The organism is Streptomyces sp. ISL-10 (assembly GCF_018614575.1).
In the GTDB taxonomy this organism is placed as follows: Bacteria; Actinomycetota; Actinomycetes; order Streptomycetales; family Streptomycetaceae; genus Streptomyces.
In genome coordinates this window covers 131,263-155,857 of sequence record NZ_JAGGOJ010000016.1, presented here as the reverse complement: position 1 = coordinate 155,857, position 24,595 = coordinate 131,263, and the positions used below count along the sequence as shown (strand labels likewise).

The following is a 24,595-nucleotide window of genomic DNA, read 5'->3' as shown; positions in this document are numbered from 1 at the left end:
GATCCTCCCACGTCCCGGGCCTTCACCCGGTCGCCGGTCCAGCAGACGGACGCCCGTGGACAGCCCGGGCCGGGCCGTCAGTCGCCGTCGCGGCGCTGCTGCGGCGCGTAGGACCCGAGGTAATCGGCGCCGCTGGGCTGCGGCGGCGCGGCCTGCGGGGCCTGCTGGGCGGCCGCGTACGGGCCGAGGTAGTCGGCGCCACTGGGCTGCTGCGTCTGCGGGGCCGGTGCGTACGGACCCAGGTGGTCGGCGCCGCTCCCCTGGTTGTACTGCGGGGCGGCCACGGGCTGTCCCGTCCTCGCGGCCCGCCGCTGGGCGATCTTCTTCCGGATGGAGGAGATCCAGCCGAGGACGATCAGCAGGACGAGCAGGCACAGCAGCGGGATCTGCAGCCAGTCGGGGAGGAACGAGACAATGCCCTCGAAGATGTTCTTGGCTATCGACGCCTGCGGCTGACCGGTTTCCATGGCCGGACTCCCCCTGTGCTGTTGACGTGCTCCTGATCGAACGCGGAGATACTAGCGGGCTTCGAGTGCGCGTTCACCGGCAATACGCATCGCCCGCAGCGGGGCCGGCGAGCGGCCGGTCATCTGCTCGACCTGGAGCACCGCCTGGTGCACCAGCAGGTCGAGACCGCCGACCACCGCGCCACCCCTGTCCGACCAGGCGGCCGCCAGGGCCGTGGGCCACGGCTCGTACAGCACGTCGAACAGGGTGCCCGGCCGCTCCGGCACCTCGGCCACGAGGGCGTCGGTGGTGCCTGCGGGGGTCGTGGCGACGACCAGCGGGGCGCGCATGGCCTCGGCGGCGGCGGACCAGTCCGCGACGCGGAGGTCGACGCCGAGACGCTCGCCCCAGCCGCGCATCTCATCGGCTCGGGCGGCGCTGCGCACATACGCCGTGACCGGCCCGGCGCACACCTGCGCCAGGGCGGCGAGTGCCGAGGACGCGGTGGCACCGGCGCCGAGGACGGCGGCGGACTCGACCTTCCGCACACCGCGCTCCCGCAGTGCGGCCACCATTCCAGGGATGTCCGTGTTGTCACCGAGGCGCCGGCCGTCGTCGGTGATCACGACCGTGTTGACGGCCTCCACGGCGGCGGCGGTGTCGCTGATCGTGTCGAGCAGCGGAATGATCGCCCGCTTCAACGGCATGGTCAGCGACAGGCCAGCCCAGGTCGCGTCCAGTCCCTGGACGAAGCCCGGCAGCGCCGCCTCGTCGACCTCGAACCGGTCGTACGACCAGTGGTCGAGGCCGAGTTCGGCGTAGGCGGCACGATGCAGTACCGGGGACAGGGAGTGCGCGATGGGCGACCCGAGGACGGCCGCCCGGCGTGCCGCGGTCCTAGCTGTCATTGAACTTGTCCTTCAGCTTCAGGAAATCGTCGTGCGTCTTGGCGAACTCCGTCTTGCTCATGCCGTCCGTGGCGACGAAGTACATCCAGCCGTCCTTCGTCGGGTTCAGCGCGGCCGCGATCGCCTCGTTGCCCGGATTGCTGATCGGCCCGGGCGTCAGGCCCTTCTGGGTGTACGTGTTGTACGGGTCCTGGTTGCTGTTGATCTCGTCCTCAGAGATGTCGATCTTGCTCTGACCCTTGAGGTAGTTGAACGCGGAGTCGAACTGGAGCAGTTGGTTCGTCTCGGTGTTGGTCGGCTTGAGGCGGTTGTAGACGACCTCGGACATCTTGCGGAAGTCGTCGTGCGTCTTGCCCTCGACCTGGACCAGGCTGGCGAGCGTGAGCAGTTCCCAGGGGTCCTTGAGACCGAGGCCCTTGGCCTTCGCCTCCAGGCCGGCCTTCTCGTACTCCTGGTTGGCACGGGCGACCATCTTCTTGAGGACCGCCTCCGGCTTGGCCCCCTTGGCGACTGGATAGCTGGCCGGGAAGAGGAACCCTTCGAGCGGGTCCTTGACGTCCGGGTGGTTCCTGGCCCAGTCCGGGAGGCCCAGGTTGCCGGCTTCCTTCTCGGCGATGTCCTGCGTCGTGCCCGGCTTCAGTTCGAGGCGCTTGTCTATGTCCGCGTAGACCTGAACGTTGCGCCTGCCCTCGGCAATGATCAGGTTGTTGCGGCTGGCGGGGCTCAGCATGAGCTCCACGGCACTCGCCGCCGACATCTCCTTCTTCAGGACGTACACGCCGTCCTGGATCGTGTTGCCCTTCGGGTTCTGCTCCTGGGCGGAGACGAAGGCGTCCACGCTCTTGACGACGCCGGCCTCCTTGAGGATGTTGCCGATCTCGTAGCCGCCGGCGCCCTTGGGAATCTCCACCTGGACCGAGCCGGTGCCGTCGCCCGCGTAGTCCGCCGCCGGGCCGAACTGGCCCTGCCAGAACTGGTATCCGAAGTAGCCGGCGCCGCCGAGGCCGCCGATAAGCACCGTCGCGACCACCAGGCAGGCCAGACCGTTGCGGCTCTTCTTCTTGCCTTTGCCACGCCGGTCGCGGCCACCGCCGCCGCGCGGCTCCTCGTCGTACTCGTCGTCGCGGCCGTCGTCACCGCGGCCGTCGTCACCCGTGAAGAACGGGTGGGTCTCCTCCTTCGCAGCCTCCGCGTCCCAGTCGGTGACCGGCTCGGGATCGGGCTGCCGGCGGCCGGGGGGCTGCGGCGGGGGGTACGCCTCGGGGGTGCTGTAGTAGTCGGACTCCTGGGGGCTGCCGTAGCCGGCGGGATGGCCGCCGTAGCCCCCCGCCTGATCCGCGCCGTACGGCATGGCCGCCTGCTGACCCGTGTCCCAGCCGCCGTTGTACTGCTGCTGGTAGGGGTCCTGTGTCTGCTGCTGGTAGGGGTCCCGCGTCGCGTACTGCTGCTGGTACGGGTCCTGTTGCGCACCGTACTGCTGCGCCTGCGGATTCTGCTGCGTGCCGTACTGCTGCTCCTGCGGGTACTGCTGCGTGCCGTACTGCTGCTGCTCCTGCGGATTCTGCTGTGTGCCGTACTGCTGCTGCGCCTGCGGGTACTGCTGCTGCGGCTGACCGCCGTACGGAGCGTGGCCGGCCGCGGCCTCCTGGCCTCCCCATCCCTGGTCCCCGTACAAGGGGTCCTCGGGGTGCCACGGTTCGGAGCCGGGGCCCCGGCCATACTCAGTCATCGATCCCCTAGGGCCGCGAGACGGAGCGGAACGATCCGCCTCTTTTCTGTGCGGCAGCTGTTCGAACACCGCCGCATCGCGCGGAACGTTACCGTATCGCGATCAGACAACCACTTCGACGCCCTCTCCTGGAGCAGTACCCGACGCCCGTTCGGACTCCAGAGCGTTCTGGAGGATCACCACAGCGGCAGCTTGATCAATGACGGACCTGCCCTTTTTGGACTTCACGCCCGAGGCGCGCAGCCCCTGGGTGGCCGTGACTGTGGTCATCCTCTCGTCGACCAGTCGTACCGGGACCGGCTTGATGCCCTGGGCGAGTGTCTGTGCGAAGCTGCGGACCTTCTTGGCCGCCGGCCCCTCACCGCCGCTGAGCGAGCGGGGCAGGCCGACGACGACCTCGATCGGCTCGTACTCCTCGACGAGTTGGCGCAGCCGCCGGTGGGCGGCCGGGATGTCGCGTCCCGGCACGGTCTCCACCGGCGTGGCCAGCAGCCCGTCGGGGTCGCACGAGGCGACCCCGATCCGGGCGTCCCCGACGTCGATCGCGAGACGACGTCCTCTGCGCATCTGCGTCACGTCCGGTGTCACGCCGTCTCGGCGACGAGGCGCTCGACGGCGGCGACGGCGTCACCGATGGCGGCAGGGTTCTGGCCGCCGCCCTGGGCGACGTCCGGCTTGCCGCCTCCGCCGCCACCGAGGGTCTTGGCCGCGGTACGGACCAGGTCGCCGGCCTTGAGGCCGCGCTCACGGGCGGCCTCGTTGGTGGCGATGACCGTGAGCGGACGGCCGTTGGCCGTGGTGAACACGGCGACGACGGCCGGGCGGTCACCGGGGATGCGGCCGCGGACGTCGAGGACCAGCTTGCGCAGGTCGTCGGCGGACGTGCCGTCCGGGACCGTGCCCGTCACCAGGGCGACGCCGCGGATGTCCTTGGCGCCCTCGGCGAGACCGGCGGCGGCGCCGAGCACCTTCTCCGCACGGAACTTCTCGATCTCCTTCTCGGCGTCCTTCAGCTTGCCGAGCATGGCGGCGATCTTCTCCGGCAGCTCCTCGGAACGGCCCTTCACGAGCTCCTGGAGCTGGGCGACGACCGTGTGCTCCTTGGCGAGGAAGTTGTACGCGTCCACACCGACGAGGGCCTCGACACGGCGCACACCGGAGCCGATGGAGGACTCCCCGAGCAGCTTCACCAGGCCCAGCTGGGCGGTGTTGTGGACGTGCGTGCCGCCGCACAGCTCCTTGGAGAAGTCGCCGATGGTCACGACGCGCACGCGCTCGCCGTACTTCTCGCCGAACTCGGCGATGGCTCCCTGCTTCTTGGCCTCGTCGATGCTCATGACCTCGGCGTGGACGTCGAGTTCACGGGCGAGGACCTCATTGATCTTCTGCTCGACGTCGGTGAGGACCGTGCCGGGGACGGCGCTCGGCGAGCCGAAGTCGAAGCGGAAGCGGCCCGGGGAGTTCTCCGAGCCGGCCTGGGCGGCCGTGGGGCCCAGGGCGTCGCGCAGCGCCTGGTGGGTCAGGTGGGTGGCGCTGTGGGCGCGGGCGATGGCGCGGCGGCGGCGTACGTCGATGGCGGCGTGGGCCGAGGCGCCGACGGTGACCTCGCCGACCTGGACGACACCCTTGTGGACGCTGACGCCCGGGACGGGCTGCTGGACGTCGCGGACTTCGATCACGGCGCCCGTGTCGATCCTGATCCGGCCCTGGTCGGCGAGCTGGCCGCCGCCCTCGGCGTAGAAGGGGGTGCGGTCGAGGACGACCTCGACCTCGTCGCCCTCGGAGGCGGCCGGCGAGGAGACGCCGTCGACGAGCAGGCCGACCACCGTCGACTCGCCCTCGGTGGAGCTGTAGCCGGTGAACTCGGTGGTGCCGGAGTTGTCGGCGACCTGGCGGTAGGCGGAGAGGTCGGCATGGCCGGACTTCTTGGCCTTGGCGTCGGCCTTGGCCCGGTCCCGCTGCTCCTTCATCAGACGGCGGAAGCCGTCCTCGTCCACGCTCAGGCCCTGCTCGGCGGCCATTTCGAGGGTGAGGTCGATCGGGAAGCCCCAGGTGTCGTGGAGCAGGAAGGCCTTGTCGCCGGGGAGCACGGTGCCGCCGGCGGCCTTGGTCTCCGTGACGGCGGTGTCGAGGATGTTGGTGCCACCCTTGAGGGCCTTGAGGAAGGCGGCCTCCTCGGCCATGGCGACCGTCTCGATGCGCTTGCGGTCGGTGATCAGCTCCGGGTACTGCTGCCCCATCGTGTCGATCACGGCGTCGACGAGGTCCTTGACGACCGGGCCGGTGGCGCCCATCAGTCGCATGTTGCGGATGGCGCGACGCATGATGCGGCGCAGCACATACCCGCGGCCCTCGTTGCCCGGGGTGACACCGTCGCCGATGAGCATCGTGGAGGTGCGGATGTGGTCGGCGACCACACGCAGCGAGACGTCGGAGCCGTGCTCGGCGCCGTAGCGGACGCCGGTCAGTTCGGTGGCCCTGTCCATGACGACGCGCAGGGTGTCGGTCTCGTACATGTTCTGCACGTCCTGCAGGATCATGGCGAGACGCTCAAGACCGAGGCCGGTGTCGATGTTCTTGCTCGGCAGGTCACCGAGGATCGGGAAGTCCTCCTTGCCCTCTCCGGCGCCGCGCTCGTACTGCATGAAGACCAGGTTCCAGATCTCCACGTAGCGCTCGTCGTTGACGGCCGGGCCGCCCTCCTCGCCGAACTCCGGACCGCGGTCGTAGTTGATCTCGGAGCACGGTCCGCAGGGGCCGGGGACGCCCATCGACCAGAAGTTGTCCTTCTTGCCGAGACGCTGGATGCGCTCGGCGGGCACGCCGATGACATCGCGCCAGATCTGCTCGGCCTCGTCGTCGTCCAGGTAGACCGTGATCCAGAGCTTCTCCGGCTCCAGGCCGTAACCGCCCTTGTCCTGAGGGCTGGTGAGCAGCTCCCAGGCGAGCTTGATGGCGCCTTCCTTGAAGTAGTCGCCGAAGGAGAAGTTGCCGCACATCTGGAAGAACGTGCCGTGCCGGGTCGTCTTGCCGACCTCTTCGATGTCCGGCGTGCGCACGCACTTCTGCACGCTGGTGACGCGCGGGGCCGGCGGCTTGACCTCACCGAGGAAGTACGGCTTGAAGGGGACCATGCCCGCGGGGACCAGCAGCAGAGTCGGGTCGTCCGCGATGAGCGACGCCGAAGGGACGACGGTGTGCCCGCGCTCCTCGAAGAAGCTCAGCCAGCGGCGGCGGATTTCAGCCGACTCCATCAGTGGTCCTCATTCCGGTTGTACGAAGTCTCGGTGTCCGAGCCTTCGGTGGTGTCCTTGTGCTTGCGGTACGAGTCGTGGGCCCTGCTGTGCAGGTAGGTGATCTGCGCGGGCCGGTCGGGCTCGATCGCGGGCCGGCGGCCGGTGGCGGGGAGTTCACCGCCGGGGGCCGCGTTCAGTCCCAGGACCTCGCCCAGCTCGGCCTCGCGCCGCAGCATCTGCGCGCGGATGTCCACGGCGATGTCCTTCAGCCGGTGGCCCGCGTCGATCGCCTTGTTCGCCGCCTGCGCGGCAAGGCTCTCGGGGGTGAGCTGCTTGAGCTTGCGGTTGACCTTGGTGGTGGCCCAGACGCCCGCTGCGGCGCCCGCCGTGAACCAGAACGTGCGGCGGAACATGACGCCTCAGCCCTTCCGCTTCTTGCGTCGTGCGGGTGATACGGACCGGCCGACGACCACCGTGCGCCGCGGCTGAGCAGCCGGGGCGTCCTCCTCGCCCTTGCGGTTCAGGACCCGACGTACGCCGTAACCGAAGGCGGCGACCTTGACGAGCGGCCCGCCGAACGTCGAGGCGACGGTCGTCGAGAGCGCCGAGGCGTTGGAGGTGACCTCCTGGACGTCGCTCGCGATGGCGTCCACCCGGTCGAGCTGAGCCTGCGCGGAGCGCACGGTCGCAGAGGCGTCGGCCAGCAGGGGCACTGCCTGTTCGGTCACGTCCGCCACGAGTTCGGTGGTCGCTCTGAGCGTCTGCGCCAGCCTCACCAATACCACGGCGAGGAAGGAGACCAAGATCGCCCAGAAGACGGCCACCAGAATCCCGGCAACCTCTCCACCGGTCACTGCGCACCGCTCTCTGCTGTCGTCTGGCACCTGAAAAGTCGTATCCCGACCCTATCGCGCCCGGGGTGGCACCCCATACCGCATAAGCCGTCGCCGAGCTGGGGCCACGACTGCGGATTGTCACACATCGCTTACGGATCGGTACGCTGCGCTGCCGCACGCGACGATCACCGAGCGCCGGCTCCTCTTCCCGCGACCCGACGCGCCCTCAGGGCTGACTCCCCGCGGAGCTGAACCGGTTCGTGGACACGGTCGGTGAACTCGCCGCACCCTGCGAGGCGCTGGACCGCGCGCGGCTGGTGACGGTGGTCCGCACCGGGGGCATCGGCAAGCCCCGGCCGGCGCTGCACCCAACGGCGGCTGTACAGAATCGGCGCTGCCGCCGGACACCGTGGTGCGGCGCGCGTCGGCGGCGCCGGCGCGCATACGCCCGTTCCCGGTGCGGCAGCGCGATGGCCTCCCACGACCCCGGAAACGCGGAAGCCCGCCGCTCCCCACCGGAAACGGCGGGGAAGCGGCGGGCTGAAACGCTGGGAGACCAGCCCTGATCAGCGGGCGTAGTACTCGACGACCAGCTGCTCGTCGCAGATGACCGGAACTTCCTTGCGCTGCGGGTCACGGTCCAGGCGGAACGCCAGGGCCTTCAGGTTGACCTGGAGGTAGCGCGGGGTCTCGCCGTCGGCGGCGAAGCCACCCTCACGAGCGACCTGGAACAGGGGCTTCTCGCGGGAGCGCTCGCGAACCATCACGACGTCGTCGGGACGGACACGGAAGGACGGCTTGTCGACCTTGCCACCGTTGACCTCGATGTGGCCGTGGACGACCATCTGACGGGCCTGGTAGATGGTGCGGGCGATGCCCGAACGCAGGACCAGGGCGTCGAGGCGGCGCTCGAGCTCGATGACGAGCGCGTCACCGGTCTTGCCCTCGGCCTTCTTGGCGCGGTCGTAGGCACGCGCCATCTGGCGCTCGCTGATGTCGTACTGCGCGCGCAGACGCTGCTTCTCGAGCAGACGGACCTTGTAGTCCGAGTTCTGCTTGCGGCCACGGCCATGCTCGCCCGGCGGGTAGGGGCGGGCCTCGAAGTACTTGACGGCCTTCGGCGTCAGCGCAATACCGAGCGCACGGGACTTCTTGACCTTGGGACGCGACTGGTTAGGCACGTTCTCCAGACCTCCGTTGTAGGTTAGGTTAGGCTCACCTTACTCAAGGAGATCGCATGTCTCGCCCTGGGAACACCAAGCGCATCACAGACAACACGAAGAACGCCGACGCTTCTTCGAGCGTCGAGGTGACGGAGGTCCGATCAGCTCATGGTCAGCCGCGTCCCAGCGGGCTTGAAATCACTCGGATGCCGTCAGCAGCCGAGCGCACACGAACTCTCGTACAGAGTACATGCTCCGCGGTCCTGCTCGTTCCCGGAGTGGAGGGGGCCCGGCCCGACCAGCTCAGCCCCACCGCCCGGGCTTTCGGAACGGACGGGGAGGTGTTCCTCCTCTTCTCCGCCGACTCACCTGTCGTGCGGGCCGCGACCCACGCCCAGGACGACGAGCTCGCGGCCGTCCTGGAGATCACCGATGTCGCCCCGGTCGCGGTGCCCAACCGTATCCGCGGTCGTGCCTGGGTCTCCGGCTGGCTGACCTGCGCACCGGGGCTCGCCACCGAGCCCGGCTGCATGATGCTGCGCCTGGAGGTCGGCGAGGGATGCGTCGACGACCTGTGGGGCGCGGGCGGCGTCGAGGCGGATGAGCTCGCCGAGGCGTCGGCCGACCCGCTCGTCGCCCACGAGACCGAGCTGCTCCAGCACCTGCACTCCGCCCACAGCGACCAGGTGCAGGAGCTCGCCTCACTGCTCGGTGACCGGGGCAAGGAAGCGGTGGACGCGGGGCGGCGGGCGGTGCCGCTGGCGCTGGACCGCTTCGGGCTGCGGGTGCGGTTCACCGGCGGGAAGCCGTTCGACGCCCGTTTCGACTTCCCGGCGCCCGTGCGGGACGTCACCGGACTGCGGCGGGCGATGCACACGCTCTTCGAGGCCGCTTCACACTGACCGCGCCGCCGGCGGGCTACTTGGCGTCCCCGCGCAGCCGCTCGCGCACCTTCTCCACCACGTCCGCGTACCGCGCCTCGGCGCCGTAGCGGGTGGGCTCGTAGTAACGGCGGCCGTGGACCGCGTCCGGCGCGTACTGCTGGGATGCGATGCCGCCCGCGACGTCGTGCGGATAGACATAGCCCTGGGCGTGCCCCAGCTTCGTGGCGCCCTTGTAGTGGCCGTCGCGCAGATGCGGGGGGACGGGTCCGGCGAGGCCGTTGCGGACGTCCTGCTGGGCGGCCTGAACGGCCAGCGTGGCCGCGTTCGACTTCGGGGCGAGTGCCAGGGCGATCGTCGCGTGGCTGAGCGTGAGAGCGGCCTCGGGGAAACCGATCATGGCGACTGCCTGGGCGGCGGCGACGGCGGTGGGCAGAGCCGTGGGGTCGGCGAGACCGATGTCCTCGCTGGCCGAGATCATCAACCGCCGGGCGATGAACCGCGGGTCCTCCCCCGCCTCGATCATGCGTGCCAGGTAGTGGAGGGCCGCATCCACATCGGATCCGCGGATCGACTTGATGAACGCGCTGGCCACGTCGTAGTGCTGGTCGCCGTCGCGGTCGTACATCACCGCGGCGCGGTCGACGGTCTCCTCGACGGTCGTGAGCGCGACCTCTTCCTCGCCCTTGTCGAGGGCCGCGCCGGCCGCCGCCTCCAGAGCGGTCAGGGCCCGGCGGGCATCGCCCCCCGCGATGCGCAGCAGGTGCGCCCTGGCGTCCTCGGGGAGGGTGACCGCCCCTTTGAGACCGCGCTCCTCGGTGAGCGCACGGTCGATGAGGGCGCCGATGTCGTCGTCGGTCAGCGGCTCCAGGGTGAGCAGCAGGGAGCGGGAGAGCAGGGGGGAGATCACGGAGAAGTACGGGTTCTCCGTGGTGGCGGCGATGAGGGTGACCCAGCGGTTCTCCACGGCGGGGAGCAGGGAGTCCTGCTGGGCCTTGGAGAAGCGGTGGATCTCGTCGAGGAAGAGGACCGTCTCCTTGCCGAAGCCGCCGGCGGCGCGCTTCGCGCCCTCGATGACCGCCCGGACCTCCTTGACGCCCGCGGTGATGGCGGAAAGCTCGACGAAACGCTTGTTGGTCGCCTTGGAGACGACGTACGCGAGGGTCGTCTTGCCGGTGCCGGGGGGTCCCCAGAGGATCACGGAGGAGACGCCGGCGGGTCCGCTTCCGCCTTCTCCGACCAGTCGGCGCAGCGGTGATCCGGGCTTCAGCAGATGCTGCTGGCCGACCACCTCGTCCAGGGTGCGCGGACGCATCCGGACGGCCAGGGGGCTGCTGGTCGGGTCCTTCTCCTGGCGTTCTTCGGCGGCGGCGGTAAACAGGTCGGGCTCCACGTCCTGAAGCCTATGTCAGAGCACTGACACCGCCGGAGTGCCGGTCAGCCGGTCCAGAAGTCCCACCAGCGGGTCAGGATCAGCATGCCGATGATCCCGATGTGCAGCACCGGCAGCACCCAGGTGAACTCGCTCAGGAAACCCCGCAGCACGGCCGGCGCCGGCAGGATCCCGTGGCGGACGTTGTGCGAGGTCACGTACCAGAACATGACGATGGTGGCGACCCACGCCAGGCAGCACCACAGGCACAGCGCGTTGATCTCGTACAGCGACTGCTGCATCAGCCACATGCAGAACCCGACACCGAACAGCGTCCCCGCGTTCAGACCCAGCCAGTACCACCGCTGAAAACGCGCCCCCGCCAGCAGCGCCAGCCCGATCGCGGCCACCACGCCGTACGTGACCAGCCCCAGCATCGGATTCGGGAACCCGAACACCGCCGCCTGCTCGCTCTTCATGATGTTCCCGCACGACACCACGGGGTTGAGACTGCAGCCCGGCGTGAACCCCGGATCCTCCAGCAGCTTGAACTTGTCGATCGTGATCACCCAGGCCGCCAGCAACCCGGCCGCACCCGTGACCACCAGCAGCCACGCGAAGGCACGACCCGCGCCTGTCGTGCCGTGGTCCGCGGACACGTCGTCAACCGCTGCAGTCGTCATATCGCCGTTCCATCGTTCGCCGGTCTGCTGGGCACGGCCATTCTGCCGCACGCCTGCCGGTCTCCTCCGTTCGACCGGGATAAGGAACCGCCGCGGGCGGGGGCCGCGGACCCGCCCAACAGCGAAGGGGCCCGCGGCAGTTGATGCCGCGAGCCCCCGATACGTCCTGCCGTCAGCCGAGCCTTGAGCGCAGCTCCGTGACCACGGTCTCCAGCGCGACCGGCTGCTGGTCGCCGGACTCCATGTCCTTGAGCTGGACCACGCCCTCGGCCAGGTCACGCTCGCCCGCGACGAGCGCGTACCGCGCCCCCGAGCGGTTGGCGTTCTTCATCGCGCCCTTGAGGCCCTTGCCGCCGTAGCTGAAGTCCGCGGCGACACCCGCCCTGCGCAGCTCGGTCACCACGCCGAACAGCACGCGGCGCGCCTCCTCGCCGAGCGGGACCGCGTAGACGCTGGTGGACTCGGGCAGGTCCAGTTCGACGCCCTCCGCCTGAAGGGCGAGGACCGTGCGGTCGACGCCGAGCGCCCAGCCCACGGACGGCAGCGCCGGGCCGCCGATCATCTCGGACAGACCGTCGTAGCGGCCGCCGCCGCCCACCGCCGACTGCGAGCCGAGGCCGTCGTGGACGAACTCGAAGGTGGTGCGCGTGTAGTAGTCGAGGCCGCGCACCAGCCTCTCGTCGTCCTCGAAGGAGACACCTGCCGCCGTCAGCAGCGCCCGCACCTCCTCGTGGTACGCCTTGCACGCGTCGCACAGATAGTCGCGCAGCATCGGCGCTCCCACCAGCTGCTTCTGCACGTCGGCGCGCTTGTCGTCGAGGACCCGCAGCGGGTTGATCTCCACCCGGCGGCGGGTGTCCTCGTCGAGGTCGAGGTCCCGCAGGAAGCCCTGGAGCGCCTCGCGGTAGACCGGACGGCACTCCTTGTCGCCCAGGGAGTTCAGCAGGATGCGGAAGTCGCGCAGACCGAGCGAGCGGTAGGCCTGGTCGGCCAGGATGATCAGCTCGGCGTCCAGCGCGGGGTCCTCCGCTCCGATCGCCTCGGCGCCGACCTGCGAGAAGTGCCTGTAGCGACCCTTCTGCGGCTTCTCGTAGCGGTAGTACGAGCCCGAGTACCAGAGCTTGACGGGCAGGTTTCCGGCCTTGTGGAGGTTGGCCTCCAGGGCCGCGCGCAGCACGGAAGCGGTGCCTTCGGGGCGCAGCGCGAGCCGGTCGCCGCCCTTGGTCTCGAAGGCGTACATCTCCTTGGTGACGATGTCGGTGGACTCGCCGACACCGCGCGCGAACAGCTCCACGTTCTCGAAGCCGGGCGTCTCGATGTAGCCGTAGCCGGAGTTCTTCAGCGGTGCGGAGATCGCCTCGCGCACCGCGAGAAACGTCGCGGAGTCCGGCGGGATCAGGTCGTACGTGCCCTTGGGGGCCTGGAAAACACTCACGGAAGGTCTCGTCACATTCCTCGTCGGGGAGCGTCCTGGGTGCTCCCGAGGCCGGCCGCCACCTCGCGCAGATACGGGTTGGTGGCGCGCTCACGGCCGATGGTCGTCTGGGGGCCGTGGCCGGACAGCACCACGGTCGAGTCGTCGAGCGGCAGGCACACCCGGGCCAGCGACTCGAGCATCTCGTCCATGTCGCCGCCGGGCAGGTCCGTGCGTCCGATGGAGCCGGCGAACAGCAGGTCGCCCGAGAAGAAGACGGACGGAACGTCCGCGGACTCGGGCATCCGGAAGGTCACCGACCCCTTGGTATGGCCGGGTGCGTGCGAGACGGAGAAGTCGAGGCCGGCGAGGCTCAGCGCGGCGCCGTCGGTCAGCTCCTTGACGTCGTCGGGCTCCCCCACGGTCAGCTCGCCCATGAGCTGCATACCGATGGAGCGGCCGAGGGCCTTCTCCGGGTCGCTCATCATGTAGCGGTCTGCCGGGTGGATCCATGCGGGCACGTCGTGGGCGCCGCAGACGGGGACGACGGAGGCGACATGGTCGATGTGGCCATGGGTGAGCACGACGGCGACGGGCTTGAGCCGATGCTTCTTGAGTGTCTCCTCGACCCCTTCGGCGGCCTGGTGGCCCGGGTCGATGATCACGCACTCCTCACCCGCGGCCGGGGCGACCAGGTAACAGTTGGTCCCCCAGGCCCCGGCGGGGAACCCGGCAATAAGCACGATCGTCCTCAGTTCGGTCGTCGAGAGGCATGCGGCGGATCGGCGGGCGGCACTGCCGCCCCGATCACAGCAGTTCAGAGCCTACCGGCGCTGCTCACCGCACAGCCAACCCGTATACGGTACGGGGCAAGGCTCAACGGTCGGCATCACGCCGTGTGCACGGCACCCTCGACGGACACGACACTTTCGACGTTCACGACCTCACGTTCACGACCCACAAGGAGAAGACCCGGTGGTCAGCAGCGATCAGCGGCGGCGGCAGCTCGCCAGGGAGAAGTTCGAGCGCCAGCAGCAGCGTCGGGAGCAGGCGCGGAAGAAGGCGAAGCAGCGCAACGCGATCATCGCGGCGGCCCTCGCCGTCGTGCTCGCCGCCGGCGGCGCCGCCTACGCGGGCGTGACACTGGGCGGCGGCGACAAGAACGACAGCGCCTCGTCCGACGCCTCGCCCAGCGCGACCCCGTCGCCGTCCGAGAGCAGCAAGCCCGAGCCGGCCATGTCGATCGACAAGAAGGCGAAGTACTCGTTCGCGCTTGTGACGAACGAGGGCGACATCACGATCGCGATGGACGCTGCGAAGACCCCGCGCACGGTCAACTCGTTCAAGTCGCTGGCGGACAAGGGTTATTTCAACGGCACGAAGTGTCACCGACTCACTACGCAGGGCATCTTCGTGCTTCAGTGCGGCGACCCGAAGGGGGACGGCACCGGCGGTCCCGGCTACACGATCCCGGACGAGAACCTCACGGCACTCGGCAAGGCGGGCGCCGACGGCACGGTGACGTACCCGGCGGGCACTGTCGCGATGGCGAACACCGGCCAGCCGAACTCGGGCGGCAGCCAGTTCTTCCTCGTGTACAAGGACAGCAAACTCCCGCCCACCTACACGCCGTTCGGCACCATGGACGCCAAGAGCCTGAAGGCCGTCGAGGCCGTGGGCAAGGCGGGTGTGGAGGGCGGCGCGAGCGACGGCGCTCCGAAGAAGGCCGTCACCATCGAGAAGGCCACCGTCCCGAAGGTGTGAGCCGGGCAATTTCGGCCGCGCTGAGTGCGGACAGTCAGGCAGCCGGTCGCCTAGATTGGCGTTGTGCAGCGCGGGCCGGCTTCGCGTTGCTCAGGACGGGCGAGGCCCGTCCCAGGAAACTGTGGACGATGCCCGGGGACGAACTCCCTCGCGGGCATCAGGTTGAGGAGGCGCTGTGAGCAGCGACCCGTGGGGCCGCGTCGACGAGACGGGCACCGTGTACGTGCGTACTGCCGAGGGCGAGAAGGTCGTCGGATCGTGGCAGGCGGGCTCTCCCGAGGAGGCGCTGGCCTACTTCGAGCGCAAGTACGAGGGCCTGGTGGTCGAGATCGGCCTCCTCGAGCGGCGGGTGAAGACCACCGATCTGTCGGCCAAGGACGCCCATGCGGCGATCGACCATCTGCGTCAGCAGGTGGACGAGCACCATGCCGTGGGCGACCTCGATGCGCTGCGTGTCCGTCTGGACGCGCTCGCGGCGACGGTCGAGAAGCGCCGCGAGGAGCGCAAGGCGCAGCGCGCGAAGCAGAGCGACGAGGCGCGTCACGCCAAGGAGGCCCTGGTCACCGAGGCCGAGGAGCTGGCCCAGAGCGAGCAGTGGCGGGCCGCGGGTGAGCGGCTGCGGGCCCTGGTGGACACCTGGAAGGGCCTGCCCCGGCTCGACCGGAAGTCCGACGACGAGCTGTGGCACCGCTTCTCGCACGCCCGCTCGGCGTTCTCCAAGCGGCGCAAGGCGCACTTCGCGTCGCTGGACGCGCAGCGCGAGGAGGCCCGCCGGACCAAGGAACGGCTGGTGGCCGAGGCCGAGGCGCTGTCGGGCTCGACGGACTGGGGGCCCACCGCCGCCCGGTACCGCGACCTGATGACGCAGTGGAAGGCGGCCGGCCGGGCGCAGCGCGAGGCCGAGGACGACCTGTGGAACCGCTTCCGCGGTGCCCAGGACGTCTTCTTCGCCGCGCGCAGCGGGGTGTTCGCCGAGCGCGACGCCGAGCAGGCGGAGAACCTCAAGCTCAAGGAGGAGCTCGCGGCCGAGGCCGAGAAGCTGGTGCCGGTGACGGACCTCAAGGCGGCGCGCGCCGCCTTCCGGGCCATCAACGAGCGCTGGGAGGCCATCGGCCATGTGCCGCGCGACGCCCGGCCCAAGGTCGAGGGCCGGATGCACGCGGTGGAGCGGGCCATCCAGGAGTCCGAGGAGAACGAGTGGCGCCGTACGAACCCGGAAGCGCGTGCGCGTGCCGAGGGTCTGACGGGCCAGCTGCAGGCGGCCGTGGACAAGCTGCGTGAGCAGATCGACGCGGCGCGCGCGGCGGGCAACAACGCCAGGGCCGACAAGCTCGCGAGGGAGCTCGAAGGCCGTCAGGCGCTGCTGGACCAGGCGCTGAAGGGCCTGGAGGAGTTCGGCGGCTGATTTTCCCTGCCGTGTCGCATGGTGAAGGGCTCCCCGCCGGTGGCGGGGAGCCCTTCACCATGTCGGCCCGCGTGCTGCTGCGCCCGTGCGCGGGCCGTGCGCGGGACTGCCGCGCGGAGGGTTCCGGTTGCCTGGGCCGTCAGGGCCGCCGGGCCGAGGTGACGCGGTAGACGTCGTAGACGCCCTCCACACCCCGTACCGCCTTCAGCACATGGCCGAGGTGCTTGGGGTCGCCCATCTCGAAGGTGAAGCGCGAGGTGGCCACCCGGTCGCGGGAGGTCTGCACGGCCGCCGACAGGATGTTGACGTGCTGGTCGGACAGGACGCGTGTCACGTCGGACAGCAGCCGGGAGCGGTCCAGGGCCTCGACCTGGATGGCGACGAGGAAGACCGACGACTGGGTGGGCGCCCACTCGACGTCGAGGATCCGTTCGGGCTGCTGCGAGAGCGAGTCGACGTTGACGCAGTCGGCGCGGTGCACGGACACCCCGCTGCCGCGGGTCACGAAGCCGATGATCGGGTCGCCGGGGACGGGCGTACAGCAGCGGGCCAGCTTGACCCACACGTCCTCGACGCCCTTGACCACCACGCCCGGGTCCGTGCTCTTGCGGCGCTTGCCGCGGCTGCGCGAGGGCGGGGTGGACTCGGCGATGTCCTCGTTGGCGGCCTCCTCGCCGCCGAGGGCCTGCACCAGCTTCTGCACGACACCCTGTGCGGCGACATGGCCCTCGCCGATCGCCGCGTACAGCGACGAGATGTCGGGGTAGCGCATCTCGTGCGCGAGGGTGACCAGCGAGTCCCCGGTGAGGATCCGCTGGATCGGCAGGTTCTGCTTGCGCATGGCGCGCGCGATGGCGTCCTTGCCCTGCTCGATGGCCTCGTCGCGGCGCTCCTTGGAGAACCAGGCGCGGATCTTGTTGCGTGCCCGCGGCGACTTGACGAAGCCCAGCCAGTCGCGGGAAGGGCCGGCGCCTTCGGCCTTGGAGGTGAAGACCTCCACCAGGTCGCCGTTGTCGAGCGTCGACTCCAGCGGCACGAGCCGCCCGTTGACCCGCGCGCCTATGGTGCGGTGACCGACCTCGGTGTGAACGGCGTAGGCGAAGTCGACGGGGGTGGCGCCCGCGGGAAGCGCTATGACGTCGCCCTTGGGCGTGAAGACGAAGACCTCGTTGCGGGACAGGTCGAAGCGCAGGGACTCCAGGAACTCGCTGGGGTCCTCGGTCTCCTTCTGCCAGTCCAGGAGCTGGCGCAGCCAGGCCATGTCGTTGACCGTGTCCTGGCCCGCGGTGCCCTTGCCCGCCCTGGGGACGTCCGTGCGGATCTTGGACGCGCCGGCGACGGTCTCCTGCTTGTACTTCCAGTGGGCCGCGATGCCGTACTCGGCGCGGCGGTGCATGTCGAAGGTGCGGATCTGCAGCTCGACGGGCTTGCCGTTGGGGCCGATGACCGTCGTGTGCAGCGACTGGTACATGTTGAACTTCGGCATCGCGATGTAGTCCTTGAACCGGCCGGGAACCGGGTTCCACCGCGCGTGCACCGTGCCGAGGGCCGCGTAGCAGTCGCGGACCGTGTCGACGAGGACGCGGATGCCCACCAGGTCGTAGATCTCCGCGAAGTCACGGCCGCGGACGATCATCTTCTGGTAGACGCTGTAGTAGTGCTTGGGACGGCCGGTGACGGTGGCCTTGATGCGGGCGGCGCGCAGGTCGGACTGGACCTCGTCGGTCACTATGGCGAGGTACTCGTCGCGCTTGGGTGCACGCTCGGCGACGAGGCGCACGATCTCGTCGTACATCTTGGGGTAGAGGATCGCGAAGGCGAGGTCCTCCAGCTCCCACTTGATGGTGTTCATGCCCAGCCGGTGTGCCAGCGGGGCGTAGATCTCCAGCGTCTCGCGGGCCTTCTTCTCCTGCTTCTCCCGCTTGAGATAGCGCATGGTGCGCATGTTGTGCAGGCGGTCGGCGAGCTTGATGACCAGGACGCGCGGGTCCTTGGCCATGGCGACGACCATCTTGCGCACGGTCTCCGCCTGCGCGGCCTCTCCGAACTTGACCTTGTCCAGCTTGGTGACACCGTCGACGAGCAGGGCGACCTGGTCGCCGAAGTCCCGGCGCAGCTGGTCGAGCCCGTACTCGGTGTCCTCGACCGTGTCGTGCAGCAGGCCCGCCATCAGCGTCGCCGGGTCCATACCGAGCTCGGCGAGGATGGTGGTGACCGCCAGCGGGTGGGTGATGTACGGGTCGCCGCTCTTGCGCTTCTGGCCGCGGTGCCAGCGCTCGGCGACCTGGTAGGCACGCTCGATCTGGCGGAGCGTGGACGTCTCGATCTTGGGGTCGTTGCCGCGGACGATCCGCAGCAGCGGTTCGAGCACCGGGTTGTACGGCGAGGAGCGCTGCACTCCGAGACGGGCGAGGCGGGCGCGTACGCGGTTCGAGGAGCCGCCGGACCGCGGTGCGACGGACGGCACGGGCTTGGGCGCGGAAACGGGCACCGGACTCACGCGCTCGGGCGCGGGGGGCTGCGGCTTCTCGGCCGGCTTCGGCTCGGGCGTGACAGGGGCTGCCGCGGCCTTTTCGGCCTTCTGGTCGGGCTGCGCGGCGGCGGACTGGGCCTCGTCTGGCAAGAGCACTCCTCGTGCGGTTCCGGGTCCCCCGGTCAGGCCCGGAAAGCCCATGGTATCGACCTGGCTGTCCCGGTGCGCACGAGGCGGTGGAGAGGCATGTGCCACACGGGGCCCGCGCCGGGGCGATCGCGACGCGGGAGGGATCACGGCACCGCCAGACTCCGGGGGCGGTTGCGCGCCGGTAACGGCACCGGGGGGACGCGGATCGCGGCACCGTGAACGCCGGGGGCGGTCCCGCGCCGGGAACGGCAGCACCGGACCGACGGAGCCGTCGCGGCACCGGCGGACCACGGGGCGCGGCGGCGACGCAGTGGAAACGACAGCAACCGACGCCTGAGCGGTCGCGGCACCGGGCACCGGGCGGTCACACGCCGGAACGGCACCGGCGAACGCCGAGCCGTCGCGGCACCGGAGGACGCGGGAGGGTCGCGGCACCGGCGGCGGAAACCCGGCGGCGGTCAGGCGGCGGAACTGCAGCACCGGACCGCCGGAACCGTCGCGGCGCCCGGAACGACGGAACGGGTGCCCCGGAGTGATTCCGGGGCACCCGTCGTGTGCCGTCGTCCTGCCTGCGGCCGCAGGCCGTCAGAGCGTGATCAGCGCCTCCAGCGGCGCCCCTCGCAGGGAGCAGTCCAGCCGCGAACGGCCGCCGAGGAAGCCGAGCTCCATCAGGACCGAGATGCCGGCGACCTCCGCGCCCGCCCGCCGGATGAGCTCCAGCGAGGCCTCGGCGGTTCCGCCGGTGGCCAGGACGTCGTCGATGACCATGACGCGGTCGCCCGCGCTCAGGTCCTCGGCATGCACCTCGATCTCGGCGGTGCCGTACTCCAGCTCGTACGCCTGTCCCAGCGTCGCCCCGGGCAGCTTGCCCGCCTTGCGCACCGGGATGAACCCGATGCCGGCGCGGACGGCGACCGGTGCGGCGAGGATGAAGCCGCGCGCCTCCAGTCCGACGATCTTCGTCGCCCCATGGCGGACGGTGAGCTCACAGAGCGCGTCCGTCAGCGCCGTGAAGGCGACCGGGTCCGCGAGCAGGGGCGTGATGTCCTTGAACATCACTCCCGGCTGCGGATAGTCGGCCACGTCACGGATGCGGCTGAGCAGCAGCTCCCGGATGTCGGCGGCGGTCACCGGCGCCTGCTCGAGGGCCGGCCGCGCCCGCGCCCGCGCGGGCCCACCACGGCACCCGCCGGGGCCGCCGCGGGAGCCACGTCGTCGGCGCCGTCGGTCTGCTCCGGCTCCCCCGCCTCGCCCGACTCGCCCTTGGCCGCGGCGGCCGCGCGCTTGGCGAGCACCCGCTTCTTCAGGGCCTTCATCTGCGGCTCGCGCTCCTTGAGGTCGGCGACCAGCGGAGTGGCGATGAAGATCGAGGAGTACGCACCGGCCGCGAGACCGACGAACAGGGACAGCGAGATGTCGTTCAGCATGCCGGCGCCGAGGACACCGCCACCGATGAACAGCAGGCCCGCCACCGGCAGCAGCGCGACGACCGTGGTGTTGATCGATCGCACCAGGGTGCCGTTGATGCTGCGGTTGGCGACCTCGCTGTAGGTCCAGCGGGTCTGCTTGGTGATGTCCTTCGACCCCTCCTTGAGGGAGTCGAAGACGACGACCGTGTCGTACAGCGAGTAACCGAGGATCGTGAGCAGACCGATCACGGTGCCCGGCGTGACCTCGAAGCCGACGAGGGCGTAGACACCGACGGTGATCGTGATGTCGTGGATGAGCGCGATCAGGGCCGCGATGGCCATGCGCCACTCGAAGGCGATCGCGAGGTAGATCACCACGAGGATCATGAAGACCCCGAGACCGGTCCACGCCTTGTTGGCGATCTGCTCACCCCAACTGGGGCCGACCAGCTCGGCATTGATCTTGTCGGCGTCGACGTCGAGCGTCTTCGAGAGCTCGGTCGCGACCTTGTCGGCCTGCTGCGTGTCCAGCTCGCTGACCTGGATGCGCATACCGCCGGTGCCGAGCTCCTGGACGATCGCGGGGTGCCCGGAGGCCTCCTCGGCAGCGTCCTGGGCCTGGGCGACCGACGCGCTCGTCTTCGGCGTGGTGAAGACGGCACCGCCCTTGAACTCGATGCCCATGTTGAGGCCCTGGACCACCAGGCCGAGGATCGCCGTGATGGTGATCAGGATCGAGACGCCGTACCAGATCTTGCGCTTGCCGACGAAGTCGTAGCCGACTTCGCCCTGGTACAGCCGGGCACCGAGGTTTCCGAGTCGTGACATCTCACGCCTCCTTCGGGTCGGTGGGGGCGGAGACGCGACGGGAGCGGCGCAGCGGGGGCTTGGCGCCGAGCCGCTTCGGGTCCAGTCCGGACCAGGAGTGGCCGTTCGCGAAGAACTTCTTGCGGGCGAGGATCGTCATGATCGGCTTGGTGAACAGGAAGACGACCACCACGTCGAGCAGGGTCGTCAGACCCAGCGTGAACGCGAAGCCCTGGACCTTGCCGACGGTGACGACGAAGAGCACGGCGGCGGCGAGGAACGACACGAAGTCGGAGACCAGGATGGTGCGCCGCGCGCGCGGCCAGGCACGTTCCACGGCCGGACGCAGAGTGCGGCCCTCGCGGATCTCGTCCCTGATGCGCTCGAAGTAGACGATGAACGAGTCGGCGGTGATACCGATCGCCACGATGGCACCGCAGACGGCGGGCAGGTTCAGCGCGAAGCCGATACCCGGGCCGAGCAGGGCCATGATCGTATAGGTCAGGAGCGCCGAGGCCATGAGGCTGACGATCGCGATGAGCGACAGACCACGGTAGTAGACGACCAGGTAGATCACCACGAGCGCGAGGCCGATCGCACCGGCGATCAGACCGGCCCTCAGCTGCTCGCCGCCGAGGGCGGCGGTGACCGTGGTGACGCTCTGCTCCTCGAAGGAGAGCGGCAGCGCACCGTAGGACAGGATGTTGCCCAGTTCCTGGGCGGACTCCTGGGTGAAGTTGCCGGAGATCTCGGCGTTGGCGCTCAGCGTCGTGCGGACCGCGGGAGCGGAGACCACTTCGCCGTCGAGCACGATGGCGAACTGGTTCATCGGCGCCTGCTGCGCCGACAGACGGCCCGTGATCTTCTGGAACTTCTTGGAACCCTTGTCCGTGAACTCCATCTGGACGATCCACTGACCGTTGCGCTGGTCGATGGTGGCGTTGGCGTCGTCGACGTCCTTGCCGTCCACCTCGGCCGGGCCGAGGATGTACTTCTCCCACTCGTTCGCGCTGTTCTTGCCGCAGGCGACCGTGGTGTCGGCCGGCTTGACGTTGTCACCGAGCCTGCCGCGGGCCTTGGCGTCCGAGCAGTCCAGAGCGGTGAACTGCTTCTCCAGCGCGGCCGAGGCCGGGTCGCTGGACGGCGTCGGCTCGGGGCTGCCCGACGGCTTGGGGCTCTCGGAGGCCTTCGGCTTGTCCGAGGCAGACGGCGTGGGGCTCGCCGCCGGGGCCTTGAGACCCTCGGTCACGGCGCGTCCCTGTGTGGTCGCACTCGCCGACGGGGTGGCGGAAGGGGAGCCGGACGGCGCGTTGGCTTCCGGATTGTCCGTCGCCTTGTCGCCCTTGGGCTTGCCGCTGGGGGAAGCGCTCGGGGAGGGTTGGGGGGCGATGGGGGCGCCGGGGGCGACCGTCAGCACGGGCCGGAAGTAGAGCTGGGCGGTGGTGCCGACCTGCTCACGGGCCTGCTCGGAATTCGTCCCCTTGGGGATGTTGACGATGATGTTCCGGTCGCCCTGGGTCTGAACCTCGGCCTCGGAGACGCCCAGACCATTGACACGGCGCTCGATGATGCCGACCGCGGTGTTCATGTTGGTCTCGTTGACGGCGCTCTCTTTGCCGGGCTCGCTCTTGGCCTCGAGCGTGATGGTCGTACCGCCCGCCAGGTCGATGCCCAGACGCGGCGTGAGCTGCCCCGCCCAGAACATGCCGCCCGTGAGCGCGACCATGGCGATCAGGATCAGAGCCAGGGCACGCCCCGGCTTGCCCTGAGCCCCCGCGGGCCTTCGGCCCCTGTTCGGTGCTGCCACCTTCTCGTTTCTCCCTGTCCAACCGCCCGCGCCGGGTGTGCGCCGAGGCGGCCACGAAGTGTTGTGGGGACCTGCCCCCGAAGGTCAGTCGGCACAACCGGGGGACCGCCCGGCGCCGGTGGGCGCCGCCGCGGTCCCCGATCGTGACTACTTCGCGTCGGCCTCGCCGTCGGTCTTGCCGTCCTTGGCGTCCTTGGCGTCGGCGTCCTTCGCCTCGACGTCGTCCGCGTCGGCGTCCTTCGCCTCGGCCTTCTTGCCGAGATCGATCTTGTCAGAGTCCGTGGCCTCATCGGCCGCGGCGTCGCCGCTCAGCGAGCCGGCGTCCTCCGGAACGACGGTGGAACCGTCGACCTTGACATCGTCGTCACCGTGGACGATGCGGTTGTACTCGTCGTCGGCGAGGACCGCGCCGATGGCGTTCTTCGCGAACACGAGGTGGACGCCGGGAGCGGCCTCAACGAGGACCGTGTCGTCGTTGACCTCCTTGACGGTCGCGTAGATGCCACCGATGGTCCGCACGCCGGTACCGGGCTGGAGCTGGTCACGCATCTGCGCGGCCTGCTGCTGCTTCTTCTTGGCGGAGCGGGTCATCAGGAACATGGCCCCGATGAGGACGATGAAGGGGAGGAGGGTCAAGATATCCACGGCGGGGAATTCCTTCGCACGACCGCGCTGATGAACGGCCTGGTCTACGGGGGTGGGCACGCCGGCCCTGGAAGGGCGGCATCGGCGGAGTCTAAGCGAGTCCGCATCACTGGAACAACGCCCAGCATCCCACCGTGGTTCCTCATGGACGAGTCTCCTCGCCGTCACGCCCCGAACAAGCCCGGTTGTCCACTTGCGCCCTGCCGCGGCGGCACGAGCCCGAGGTGCGCCCATGCCGCCGGCGTGGCCACCCGTCCCCGGGGCGTCCTGGCCAGCAGACCTTCCCGTACGAGGAAGGGCTCGGCCACCTCCTCCACCGTCTCGCGCTCCTCCCCCACCGCCACAGCCAGCGTGGACAGGCCGACAGGGCCGCCGGCGAACAGCTTCAGCAGCGCCTGCAGCACGGCCCGGTCCAGCCGGTCCAGGCCGCGGGTGTCGACCTCGTACACACCAAGGGCCGCCGCGGCCACCTCCCGGGTGATGAACCCGTCCGCCTTGACCTGGGCGTAGTCGCGCACGCGGCGCAGCAGACGGTTGGCGATACGCGGCGTGCCGCGCGAGCGGCCGGCGATCTCGGCGGCGCCCTCCGCCTCGATGTCGACGTCGAGCAGCTGTGCGGACCGGTGGATGACGCGCTCCAGCTCGACCGGCTCGTAGAACTCCATGTGCGCGGTGAAACCGAAGCGGTCGCGCAGCGGCGGCGGCAGCAGACCGGCCCTGGTGGTGGCGCCGACCAGGGTGAACGGCGGCAGCTCCAGCGGGATGGCGGTGGCCCCCGGGCCCTTGCCGACGATCACGTCGACGCGGAAGTCCTCCATCGCCATGTAGAGCATCTCCTCGGCGGGCCGGGACATGCGGTGGATCTCGTCGAGGAAGAGGACCTCTCCCTCCTGGAGCGAGGAGAGGATGGCGGCGAGGTCGCCCGCGTGTTGGATGGCGGGGCCGGAGGTGATGCGGATCGGGGCGTTCATCTCCGCGGCGATGATCATCGAAAGGGTGGTCTTGCCGAGGCCCGGGGCGCCGGAGAGCAGGACGTGGTCGGCGGTGGCGCCGCGGGCGAGGGCCGCCTTGAGCACGAGGTCGAGCTGCTCGCGCACGCGCTCCTGGCCCACGAACTCGTCCAGCGACTTGGGCCGCAGGGCCGCCTCGACGGCCTGGTCCTCGCCGTCGGCGGCCCCGCCGACCAGCCGCGGTTCCGCCTCGGCGGTGGTCTCGTCGTCCCAGTTCACGTGGTGTCTGCCTTCTTGGGTGGGTCGGTGCGGGTGGGTGGTGGGGCGGGGGCGTCGGGCCGGGGCGGGCCCGTTCCGCTACACGCCCCTACGGCCTGGCGGTCGTGGGGGACGCCCACTTCCGAAACCGGGGCTTCGCCCCAGACTCCGTACCCGCCTGGGGGGATTCCCCCTGGCTTCGCCCCGGCGGACCCCCGCCCACGGCCGCCAGGCGGTACGGGGAGTGTCCTCAACCGC

Annotated in this window: 21 protein-coding genes; 3 read left to right on the top strand and 18 right to left on the bottom strand. The window is 70.0% G+C overall.

The genetic code is table 11. The annotated features are described in order from the left end of the window. Positions 1-77 precede the first annotated feature (77 nt). The 8 genes from J7E88_RS20445 to rpsD all read right to left on the bottom strand — a co-directional run bounded on the left by J7E88_RS20445 (position 78) and on the right by rpsD (position 8,337). On the bottom strand, positions 78-467 hold the full coding sequence (locus J7E88_RS20445; RefSeq protein WP_215183116.1) for a hypothetical protein: 390 nt from the start codon (positions 465-467) through the stop codon (positions 78-80). 51 nt (positions 468-518) lie between these two features. Then, on the bottom strand, positions 519-1,355 hold the full coding sequence (locus J7E88_RS20440; protein ID WP_215183114.1) for a shikimate dehydrogenase: 837 nt from the start codon (positions 1,353-1,355) through the stop codon (positions 519-521). After that, a complete protein-coding gene (gene mltG / locus J7E88_RS20435; protein WP_215183112.1) occupies positions 1,345-3,084 on the bottom strand; it encodes an endolytic transglycosylase MltG in 1,740 nt (579 codons plus the stop codon). Before mltG ends, J7E88_RS20440 begins: the two co-directional genes overlap by 11 nt. A 102-nt stretch (positions 3,085-3,186) precedes the next feature. Continuing rightward, complete coding sequence (gene ruvX / locus J7E88_RS20430) at positions 3,187-3,660, bottom strand: Holliday junction resolvase RuvX (RefSeq protein WP_215183312.1); 474 nt, start codon at positions 3,658-3,660, stop codon at positions 3,187-3,189. 8 nt (positions 3,661-3,668) lie between these two features. Then, entirely contained in the window at positions 3,669-6,338 is a 2,670-nt protein-coding gene (gene alaS / locus J7E88_RS20425; RefSeq protein ID WP_215183110.1) for an alanine--tRNA ligase, read from the bottom strand. After that, positions 6,338-6,733, bottom strand: a complete 396-nt coding sequence (locus tag J7E88_RS20420) for a hypothetical protein (RefSeq protein ID WP_251022918.1) — start codon at positions 6,731-6,733, stop codon at positions 6,338-6,340. The genes alaS and J7E88_RS20420 overlap by 1 nt, the downstream gene beginning before the upstream one ends. Positions 6,734-6,739: 6 nt before the next feature. Further along, a complete protein-coding gene (locus J7E88_RS20415; RefSeq protein WP_215183108.1) occupies positions 6,740-7,174 on the bottom strand; it encodes a DUF948 domain-containing protein in 435 nt (144 codons plus the stop codon). Between the two features lie 548 nt (positions 7,175-7,722). Further along, positions 7,723-8,337 carry a 30S ribosomal protein S4 gene (rpsD, locus tag J7E88_RS20410; RefSeq protein WP_215183106.1) on the bottom strand — a complete coding sequence of 205 codons (615 nt, stop codon included), beginning with the start codon at positions 8,335-8,337 and terminating at the stop codon, positions 7,723-7,725. 188 nt (positions 8,338-8,525) lie between these two features. Between rpsD and J7E88_RS20405 the strand changes: the two genes are divergently transcribed. Next, positions 8,526-9,221 carry a DUF2470 domain-containing protein gene (locus tag J7E88_RS20405; protein WP_215183104.1) on the top strand — a complete coding sequence of 232 codons (696 nt, stop codon included), beginning with the start codon at positions 8,526-8,528 and terminating at the stop codon, positions 9,219-9,221. Between the two features lie 16 nt (positions 9,222-9,237). Here the strand turns inward: J7E88_RS20405 and J7E88_RS20400 are convergent, their stop codons facing one another. From J7E88_RS20400 to J7E88_RS20385, 4 genes are all read right to left on the bottom strand, one after another. Beyond that, positions 9,238-10,593, bottom strand: coding sequence for a replication-associated recombination protein A (locus J7E88_RS20400; RefSeq protein WP_215183103.1), 1,356 nt, complete (start codon positions 10,591-10,593; stop codon positions 9,238-9,240). A gap of 44 nt (positions 10,594-10,637) precedes the next feature. Continuing rightward, positions 10,638-11,255: a vitamin K epoxide reductase family protein gene (locus tag J7E88_RS20395; RefSeq protein ID WP_215183101.1), complete on the bottom strand. Its 618-nt coding sequence runs from the start codon at positions 11,253-11,255 to the stop codon at positions 10,638-10,640. 172 nt (positions 11,256-11,427) lie between these two features. Then, complete coding sequence (hisS, locus tag J7E88_RS20390) at positions 11,428-12,690, bottom strand: histidine--tRNA ligase (RefSeq protein WP_215183099.1); 1,263 nt, start codon at positions 12,688-12,690, stop codon at positions 11,428-11,430. A gap of 11 nt (positions 12,691-12,701) precedes the next feature. Further along, positions 12,702-13,412, bottom strand: a complete 711-nt coding sequence (locus tag J7E88_RS20385) for an MBL fold metallo-hydrolase (protein WP_215183097.1) — start codon at positions 13,410-13,412, stop codon at positions 12,702-12,704. Positions 13,413-13,644: 232 nt separating this feature from the next. Here J7E88_RS20385 and J7E88_RS20380 point away from each other — a divergent pair, with 232 nt between their 5' ends. Together J7E88_RS20380 and J7E88_RS20375 are read left to right on the top strand one after the other, a co-directional pair. Continuing rightward, on the top strand, positions 13,645-14,433 hold the full coding sequence (locus tag J7E88_RS20380) for a peptidylprolyl isomerase (protein WP_215183094.1): 789 nt from the start codon (positions 13,645-13,647) through the stop codon (positions 14,431-14,433). Positions 14,434-14,608: 175 nt separating this feature from the next. Continuing rightward, complete coding sequence (locus J7E88_RS20375; RefSeq protein WP_215183092.1) at positions 14,609-15,838, top strand: DUF349 domain-containing protein; 1,230 nt, start codon at positions 14,609-14,611, stop codon at positions 15,836-15,838. 139 nt (positions 15,839-15,977) lie between these two features. On the opposite strand, the gene J7E88_RS20370 is transcribed toward J7E88_RS20375, so the two are convergent. The 6 genes from J7E88_RS20370 to ruvB all read right to left on the bottom strand — a co-directional run bounded on the left by J7E88_RS20370 (position 15,978) and on the right by ruvB (position 24,358). Then, complete coding sequence (locus J7E88_RS20370; protein WP_215183090.1) at positions 15,978-18,461, bottom strand: bifunctional (p)ppGpp synthetase/guanosine-3',5'-bis(diphosphate) 3'-pyrophosphohydrolase; 2,484 nt, start codon at positions 18,459-18,461, stop codon at positions 15,978-15,980. Between the two features lie 585 nt (positions 18,462-19,046). Further along, on the bottom strand, positions 19,047-19,592 hold the full coding sequence (locus J7E88_RS20365) for an adenine phosphoribosyltransferase (RefSeq protein ID WP_215183088.1): 546 nt from the start codon (positions 19,590-19,592) through the stop codon (positions 19,047-19,049). Then, on the bottom strand, positions 19,589-20,698 hold the full coding sequence (secF, locus tag J7E88_RS20360) for a protein translocase subunit SecF (RefSeq protein WP_215183086.1): 1,110 nt from the start codon (positions 20,696-20,698) through the stop codon (positions 19,589-19,591). The genes J7E88_RS20365 and secF overlap by 4 nt, the downstream gene beginning before the upstream one ends. A gap of 1 nt (position 20,699) precedes the next feature. Further along, complete coding sequence (secD, locus tag J7E88_RS20355; protein WP_215183084.1) at positions 20,700-22,484, bottom strand: protein translocase subunit SecD; 1,785 nt, start codon at positions 22,482-22,484, stop codon at positions 20,700-20,702. 147 nt (positions 22,485-22,631) lie between these two features. Further along, positions 22,632-23,129 (bottom strand): preprotein translocase subunit YajC, encoded by a 498-nt coding sequence (yajC, locus tag J7E88_RS20350; protein WP_215183082.1) that lies wholly within the window; start codon positions 23,127-23,129, stop codon positions 22,632-22,634. A gap of 164 nt (positions 23,130-23,293) precedes the next feature. Further along, positions 23,294-24,358, bottom strand: a complete 1,065-nt coding sequence (gene ruvB / locus J7E88_RS20345) for a Holliday junction branch migration DNA helicase RuvB (protein ID WP_215183080.1) — start codon at positions 24,356-24,358, stop codon at positions 23,294-23,296. Positions 24,359-24,595 lie beyond the last annotated feature (237 nt).

Excerpts from the sequence above, each read along its gene's own strand:
- alaS (WP_215183110.1), bottom strand. The coding sequence starts at position 6,338 with ATGGAGTCGGCTGAAATCCGCCGCCGCTGGCTGAGCTTCTTCGAGGAG.
- J7E88_RS20405 (WP_215183104.1), top strand. The coding sequence starts at position 8,526 with ATGCCGTCAGCAGCCGAGCGCACACGAACTCTCGTACAGAGTACATGC.
- J7E88_RS20395 (WP_215183101.1), bottom strand. The coding sequence starts at position 11,255 with ATGACGACTGCAGCGGTTGACGACGTGTCCGCGGACCACGGCACGACA.
- J7E88_RS20445 (WP_215183116.1), bottom strand. The coding sequence starts at position 467 with ATGGAAACCGGTCAGCCGCAGGCGTCGATAGCCAAGAACATCTTCGAG.
- J7E88_RS20420 (WP_251022918.1), bottom strand. The coding sequence starts at position 6,733 with ATGTTCCGCCGCACGTTCTGGTTCACGGCGGGCGCCGCAGCGGGCGTC.
- secF (WP_215183086.1), bottom strand. The coding sequence starts at position 20,698 with ATGTCACGACTCGGAAACCTCGGTGCCCGGCTGTACCAGGGCGAAGTC.
- J7E88_RS20440 (WP_215183114.1), bottom strand. The coding sequence starts at position 1,355 with ATGACAGCTAGGACCGCGGCACGCCGGGCGGCCGTCCTCGGGTCGCCC.
- mltG (WP_215183112.1), bottom strand. The coding sequence starts at position 3,084 with ATGACTGAGTATGGCCGGGGCCCCGGCTCCGAACCGTGGCACCCCGAG.